Annotated in this window: 5 protein-coding genes and 1 pseudogene; all 6 read right to left on the bottom strand. The window is 34.6% G+C overall.

Features of this window, described 5'->3' with window-relative positions; translation table 11 throughout:
• Positions 1 to 91: 91 nt before the first annotated feature.
• The 6 genes and pseudogenes from V7183_RS18220 to V7183_RS18195 all read right to left on the bottom strand — a co-directional run bounded on the left by V7183_RS18220 (position 92) and on the right by V7183_RS18195 (position 6029).
• Entirely contained in the window at positions 92 to 2074 is a 1983-nt protein-coding gene (locus V7183_RS18220; RefSeq protein WP_097896583.1) for a methyl-accepting chemotaxis protein, read from the bottom strand.
• A gap of 312 nt (positions 2075 to 2386) precedes the next feature.
• The gene (locus V7183_RS18215) at positions 2387 to 2914 is read right to left on the bottom strand and encodes a GrpB family protein (protein ID WP_097896584.1); all 528 of its coding nucleotides are present in this window, start codon (positions 2912 to 2914) and stop codon (positions 2387 to 2389) included.
• 64 nt (positions 2915 to 2978) lie between these two features.
• Positions 2979 to 3791, bottom strand: a complete 813-nt coding sequence (locus V7183_RS18210) for a C39 family peptidase (RefSeq protein ID WP_335360375.1) — start codon at positions 3789 to 3791, stop codon at positions 2979 to 2981.
• 24 nt (positions 3792 to 3815) lie between these two features.
• Positions 3816 to 4027, bottom strand: a pseudogene (locus V7183_RS18205) (transporter); the annotation flags it as partial.
• 89 nt (positions 4028 to 4116) lie between these two features.
• A complete protein-coding gene (locus tag V7183_RS18200; RefSeq protein WP_335360374.1) occupies positions 4117 to 5361 on the bottom strand; it encodes a sensor histidine kinase in 1245 nt (414 codons plus the stop codon).
• Positions 5358 to 6029 (bottom strand): response regulator transcription factor, encoded by a 672-nt coding sequence (locus V7183_RS18195; protein ID WP_335360373.1) that lies wholly within the window; start codon positions 6027 to 6029, stop codon positions 5358 to 5360. The genes V7183_RS18200 and V7183_RS18195 overlap by 4 nt, the downstream gene beginning before the upstream one ends.
• Positions 6030 to 6084: the final 55 nt, after the last annotated feature.

Below are 6084 nucleotides of genomic sequence, written 5' to 3'. Positions count from 1 at the left end.
AAAAAGAGGGGTTTTATGTGGTTTTTTAATTGATGTATATATAGAAAAATAAGTAAGATGATAAAATCCTCATCTTACTTATTTCTTACCATTATACTTTAAATTTACTAATCATTTCTTGTAATTCCTCTGCCATCTCTGCTAAGTTTTGAGCAGACGAGCTAATTTCTTCCATTGAATTAATTTGTTCTTCTGCTGAGGCTGCGACACTTTGCATACTTGCTGTATTTTCTTCTGCTGCTGCCGCAATTTCATCAATGGCATTTGTCACTTCATTTGCATCTCCCGCCATAAGTTTTGTTGTTTCAACCATTTGATCAACTTGCGAAACAATATGACTAGTCGAATCTAAAATTTCTGTAAAGCTTGTTTTTGTTTTGTTTACAACTTCTAGACCACACTGAACTTCTTCGCTAACATGATCCATTGATTGTACAGTATGCTCAATGTCCATCTTAATTTCTTTAATTAAATTTGCAATTTCACCTGATGACCCTTCCGATTGCTCTGCTAGCTTTCTAACCTCGTCTGCCACAATTGCAAATCCGCGTCCTTGTTCACCTGCTCTTGCTGCTTCAATCGCTGCATTTAAAGCGAGTAAATTCGTTTGCTGCGCAATAGTTTGAATCACTTCCGAAATGGCACCAATTTGTTTTGATCTCTCATCAAGCCGTTTAATAATACTATCTGATTGGGAAACAGATTGAGAAATAGACTGCATTTGCTTCGCTGTTTGCTCTACTAGTCCTTCACCTTCATCTGCCTTTTGTCTTGTATGTGATGAAGAAACCGAAATAGATTCTGCACTTCCTGTCACATTTTGAATTGCTGTATTTACTTGTTGTAGCGTAGCTGCGCCTTCCTCAACACCCCGACTTTGTGATTCAGCCCCACTCGATACTTGTTCCATTGCAAGTGTAATTTGGTCAGTTGCATCATTTGCTTGTTGTACATTCGCTGTTAACTCCTCCGCTGAGGCTGCTACATGTTCTGCAGAAACGCTAATTTGCGAAATAACACTACGTAGAGAAGTAGACATTTCATTAAATGAATCCCCTAATTTTCCTATCTCATCCTTTGAATGAACAGTAATTTCTTCTGTTAAATCTCCTCTGCTAATTTTATGTGCAGAATCTACAATTTTACGTAGTGGCCTTGTAATAGACTGTGTAAGGAAATAAACTAAAACACTGCCAAGTGCAATAGAAATTACAATGACAATTAACGTTTTATAAAAGACTGGATCAGCTGCTTGAATCACTTCATCTTCAAACATAACACCAACTATTTTCCAGCCTGTTTTCTCATTTGTTGTAAAGATTAATTTCTTTTCATCACCTTTTTCGGTATAAGACACAGTTCCTTCATTTTTTTCATAAATTGGTGTCACCCAAGGATCTGTAACCTTTGATCCACCTTTTCTAGATGGATGGCTAACAATTTGTTTGTTTTGATCTAAGATAACAGCATAACCCTTCTTACCAATATCAATCATTTTTGAAATCTTTAATATGTTATCCAGATTTAAGTTAATCCCTATAACACCTTTACCATCTTTCGTCTGCTTTGCGATCGTTACCACCATATTTTTTGTAGAGGTCGACTGATATGGGGCAGTAACAATTACCTTATCTTTATTTTCACTTGCCTCTTTATACCATGATCTTTCTGTTGGATTATATCCTTCTGGCATTTGAATAAATGGTTCTCTTATAAATTTCCCTGTTTGCGTTCCAATATAAATGCCCTCTACTTCTGGATGAAGCTTTATATATTCTGTTAATTTCGTTCTTACTATGTCTTCTTGTCCATTTGGATATGTATCTTCTGTTAAAGCATCGGCAAAATATGCCGCATCAACAAATTTTGCTTCTATATTTTGAGTAATAACACCATTTAAAACTGAAATATTTTCCTTGGCTTTCCCCGTAAGTTGCTGCTCAAAATTCGTTTTTGCAGTCTGATAGGAAACACCACCAATAATAAACCCAGGTACAGTTAAAAGAATGAGAAATGAAAAGATTAATTTCTTTTTAATACTAGTTCCTCTAAATCGCTGAAATATATTTTGCATAATAAGCCCCCCTTTATTTAAATATAAAGCGTCTGTGTAATTTTATATAATCATAATTAATAAAACAACATATAATGATAATTTGCAAAGATTTTATCAATTACATATTTCAAAGTACTCATTTATTCTTACATTCTCACTGCTGTGTCACCTATTTTAACAATTGCTTTTTTCACGCGTTCTCATAAAAAATAATGAAATGTATAATGGAAGCATTCATAAATGAAACACAAAAATAAGAGGAATTCAGTATACTACATATGCTGAATTCCTCTTATTTCTTATTTTGAAAATGGAAATGTACTATCGTCATCACTTTCTCTTCTTAAAAATACTTTTTACAAACCGTTCTTTATGATCCGTATATTCTCTTATCCCAGTCGAACGTATCTTTACATAGTCTAGTTTTAAATTTGTATATTCTTCTCTCGCTTCTTCATGTTCATTTAAATAGTCTCGAAAAAAAATTAAGTTATTCCAAAGATCTTTTTTATACTCAACTAAATGAATATAATGTGTTCGTTTCTCAAAAGAATCATCTGTAAATTTTGCAAAAACAATTTCACCCGGTCGTTTCACTTTTAATTGTAAAAAACCGATTTTTTTAAGCCCCTTTATAATGGATTCCTCCACTGAATTTAAATCATTCACCGCGACTAATATGTCCACAATAGGCTTAGCTAAAATTCCTTCAATAGCTGTACTACCTATATGCTCAATACGATTCTCTTCTATATTGACATTTTTTTGTATATCATTTTTCACCTTAGTAAATTCTTTCCGCCATTCATCCGTATAATGAACGAATTTAATTTCATCTCCCTTTAATCCTAGTTCCATGTCTCTTCTCCTTTAACATAGTATAAGATGGTAGAACTTCTCTCCCACTCACTCCATTTCCTGTCTAGTTCATATAGCTAATTGCTTGACTCCCCATTTGTACCCATGCTTGTTCAAAATTTTCTCTTGGGACGCTGACATTCGGCGTATCACTAAGCGGATCATGGATATATACCGATTCTTTATCATAACCAATAAGAAGAACGCAATGTTCATTGTACGTAATCGAAACATTGCCTGCATCTGTTTCCCATGTATCAAATTCATCTTCACCTAATGGAGCATATGTTGCATTTGTAATCATAATAACTGGTTCGCCCTCTTTTACAGCTCTATAAATTTCATTTATATTTTTACCTGTTAAATCAACAGCTCGATTTGGTAAGTATTTATTTGCTAACTGAAAAAGCGGCTCATGATACACTCCATATCCTGATTCAGAAAAGGTATAAATATCCCCTACAAATCCTTCATTCGGATTACCACGTACACCGTTATTTGAGAAGGGAACTTTCGGTATTTCATCAGCCAGTGTCATCTTATCTACCGAAACACCTGCGTACTGTAACATCATAGCTAAACTGGTTACTTCGCATCCCCGATCTAACTCTGGCAACTGCTGGATAAAAGGTACATTTTGCAGTAATACTTTTTCTTCATCTGTATTCACAAATCCCTTTTTCTGTTGAGCATGTTTAGTCGGAATGACGAGTTGATTCTTACCGCTTTTCTTTTGAACAGATTGATTTGAGACAAGGCTCTTTACTTTCTCTACATGTTTAGTAACGGGAATTATATCGCTCTTTTTCATATATACGCTACAAATAATCATTCCTAATACAACCACACATATATACATCTTCCAACTCCGTATCATTCTTCTATCTTCACATCCTTTTTCATTCGTTAAATGCAAATAAAATGCATCCACATCTGTTTGGACCATGGGTAAAAAGATAAGTTCTTTTCCGTTAGCTATTGAATATTTATATTTGTTCCATCTATTCCAAGCCCATCTGCCATTTGGATGACTTTTTGCTCATTTATTTCTCTTAGCACTTGGTAACTATTTTTACCATATAAATCAATATGAAACTTTTTAGCTACTTCTTCCTTACAACATTCATTCTAAAAAACATTCCTTAACTTTCTCTTAAAAAAAGACGATCTTGTAAAAAAAACAAGGCCGTCCTTCATTTCTCCTATACTCTTTGTTTTTTTGGAAAAACAATTTCAAAACAAGTACCTTCTCCAAGTTTACTTTTTACGGTTATTTTTCCATAATGCTTTTCCACAATCCAACTAGCGATCGAAAGTCCTAAACCTGCTCCCTCTGATTTCGTTCTGGCTTTATCCCCCTGATAAAAGCGGTCAAACAATCTCGAAATATCTTCTTCCTTAATCCCTATTCCATCATCTTTTACTTGCATGGTAATTGACGTACCTGTTTGTATACAACCTATTTGGATCTTTCCCCCCTCATTCGTATATTTCATCGCATTATCTAGTAAAATTACAATCAATTGATGAATTCTTTCCCTATCGCCAATAAATGATACTTTAGATTCCACTTTCAATATCATCTTTTTTTCTTGGTATGCAGCAATTTCCTTATACGGATCTACTACCTCCTGTAATAACTCATCTAGTACAAAATTCTTTTTATCCATTTCGATTTGATTCGAATCTGAACGCGCTAATAACAATAGATTGGCAACGAGCTTTGATAGCCTCCTGCACTCTTTCGAAATAGTAGATATATCAACTGCTTTTTCTTCTATTGTCGCGGAAGGTGATTGAAACAATACGTCTGTTTTCGATTGAATAACTGCGAGTGGCGTTCGTAATTCATGTGATACATCAGAAACAAACTGTTGCTGTTTCTCCCAAGAATTTCGAATAGGTATAAGGGCCTTTCCGGCTAAGAAGAATCCAAGTCCAATTGCACATAAACTACCTATACCGCATCCAATTATAAGAATGAGCAATAATGTATGTAACATATCTCTTTCCGCAGTTGCATCGCGCACAAATTGGACAATTTCGGTATCACGTTGGAACGCAAACACTCTAAAACTTCGCCCTTCTATTTGAATATCTTGAAACTCTTCCAGTTTTCCCGGAAAAAACTCTGAAATATTTTCTTGAAAAATAGGATCAAACTTGAATCCCTTCTCATCTACTAGAACTTGTTTTCCGTGCCATGTTAATTTCGTAATCCGCGGATCCCCAATATGAATTTTAGCAACTCCTTTTGATGGAAACCTAGAATCTTTCTCCTCTTTTGCTTTAGCGATTTCTATAGAAGTATCTATTCCGCTATAAATCCGATTGTACATGTATGCATAGATAACACTCCCTAACACCCCAATCAATATGATGAATACCAATGAATTTAAAATGGTAAGACGAATACGTGTTTTTTGAAACATACTTTCCCTCTTCATTGCTCTTTTAATATATATCCAATACCGCGAACGGTTTGAATATCTTTCTGATAACCAAATGGCTCTAATTTTTTGCGAAGATGATGCACATACACTTCAACAATCGCTACTGTTGTATCCGAATCAAATCCCCACACACGATCAAAAATTTGTTCACGCATTAAGATTTTCCCTCTATTATGAATAAGATATTCTAAAAGCTCATATTGCTTTAACGTTAATTTTATTGCTTCTCCATCTACTTGAATGTCCTTATCTTTTCCAAACAACTCCATCCCACGATACTTGATGGTCTGCTTTGTTGTTAAACTACCGCTTCTACGTAATAGAGCGCGAATTCTCGCTTTCAGTTCCGGAGCTTGAAATGGCTTAACTAAATAATCATCTCCTCCAAAGTCTAATCCTTTTACTCGATCCTCCAAAGAATCTTTAGCTGTTAAAAATAAGACAGGAGTCTCAATCTTTTCATCACGTATTCTTTGAATAACTTCAAAACCATCCATCCCTGGCATCATTACGTCAAGAAGAATCGTATCGTAAATATTTTGCAGTGCCAAATACAATCCATCTTCTCCATTTACCGCTGTATCCACTTCAAATTCATCACGTAAAATTTGTGTAATTGATTCCAATAAAGGTGCATTATCTTCTACAACTAATAAGCGCATGCCACTTTCTCACCTTTCATCTATATAAATCCATTCTAATTTTTCGACATCTAAA

The sequence above is a fragment of the Bacillus sp. JJ1127 genome, assembly GCF_036965845.1.
GTDB lineage: Bacteria > Bacillota > Bacilli > Bacillales > Bacillaceae_G > Bacillus_A.
The sequence above is the reverse complement of the archived record's forward strand: the minus strand, read 5'-3'. Positions and strand labels throughout refer to the sequence as shown.

What these genes read in the sequence shown, in the direction of transcription:
- V7183_RS18220 (WP_097896583.1), bottom strand. Translation starts at nt 2,074, where the DNA reads ATGCAAAATATATTTCAGCGATTTAGAGGAACTAGTATTAAAAAGAAA.
- V7183_RS18215 (WP_097896584.1), bottom strand. Translation starts at nt 2,914, where the DNA reads ATGGAACTAGGATTAAAGGGAGATGAAATTAAATTCGTTCATTATACG.
- V7183_RS18210 (WP_335360375.1), bottom strand. Translation starts at nt 3,791, where the DNA reads ATGATACGGAGTTGGAAGATGTATATATGTGTGGTTGTATTAGGAATG.
- V7183_RS18200 (WP_335360374.1), bottom strand. Translation starts at nt 5,361, where the DNA reads ATGAAGAGGGAAAGTATGTTTCAAAAAACACGTATTCGTCTTACCATT.
- V7183_RS18195 (WP_335360373.1), bottom strand. Translation starts at nt 6,029, where the DNA reads ATGCGCTTATTAGTTGTAGAAGATAATGCACCTTTATTGGAATCAATT.